This is a genomic window from Klebsiella sp. SWET4 (genome assembly GCF_024296565.1).
Classification (GTDB): domain Bacteria; phylum Pseudomonadota; class Gammaproteobacteria; order Enterobacterales; family Enterobacteriaceae; genus Klebsiella; species Klebsiella variicola.
Window position 1 is genome coordinate 1 of the sequence record NZ_JANCOB010000051.1, and the last position, 1173, is coordinate 1173.

Here is a 1173-nt window from a genome sequence, read left to right on the forward strand (position 1 = left end):
ACCGCTGGCAACAAAGGATAAGGGTTGCGCTCGTTGCGGGACTTAACCCAACATTTCACAACACGAGCTGACGACAGCCATGCAGCACCTGTCTCACAGTTCCCGAAGGCACCAATCCATCTCTGGAAAGTTCTGTGGATGTCAAGACCAGGTAAGGTTCTTCGCGTTGCATCGAATTAAACCACATGCTCCACCGCTTGTGCGGGCCCCCGTCAATTCATTTGAGTTTTAACCTTGCGGCCGTACTCCCCAGGCGGTCGATTTAACGCGTTAGCTCCGGAAGCCACGCCTCAAGGGCACAACCTCCAAATCGACATCGTTTACAGCGTGGACTACCAGGGTATCTAATCCTGTTTGCTCCCCACGCTTTCGCACCTGAGCGTCAGTCTTTGTCCAGGGGGCCGCCTTCGCCACCGGTATTCCTCCAGATCTCTACGCATTTCACCGCTACACCTGGAATTCTACCCCCCTCTACAAGACTCTAGCCTGCCAGTTTCGAATGCAGTTCCCAGGTTGAGCCCGGGGATTTCACATCCGACTTGACAGACCGCCTGCGTGCGCTTTACGCCCAGTAATTCCGATTAACGCTTGCACCCTCCGTATTACCGCGGCTGCTGGCACGGAGTTAGCCGGTGCTTCTTCTGCGGGTAACGTCAATCGATGAGGTTATTAACCTCACCGCCTTCCTCCCCGCTGAAAGTGCTTTACAACCCGAAGGCCTTCTTCACACACGCGGCATGGCTGCATCAGGCTTGCGCCCATTGTGCAATATTCCCCACTGCTGCCTCCCGTAGGAGTCTGGACCGTGTCTCAGTTCCAGTGTGGCTGGTCATCCTCTCAGACCAGCTAGGGATCGTCGCCTAGGTGAGCCGTTACCCCACCTACCAGCTAATCCCATCTGGGCACATCTGATGGCATGAGGCCCGAAGGTCCCCCACTTTGGTCTTGCGACGTTATGCGGTATTAGCTACCGTTTCCAGTAGTTATCCCCCTCCATCAGGCAGTTTCCCAGACATTACTCACCCGTCCGCCGCTCGTCACCCGAGAGCAAGCTCTCTGTGCTACCGCTCGACTTGCATGTGTTAGGCCTGCCGCCAGCGTTCAATCTGAGCCATGATCAAACTCTTCAATTTAAGTTTGATGCTCGTGAATTAAACTTCGTAATGAATTACG

The 1173-nt window shown here is 54.6% G+C and carries 1 rRNA gene; it reads right to left on the minus strand.

Going from position 1 to position 1173, the window contains the following annotated elements:
• Positions 1–1133 (minus strand): 16S ribosomal RNA (locus NKJ21_RS27435); the annotation flags it as partial.
• Positions 1134–1173 lie beyond the last annotated feature (40 nt).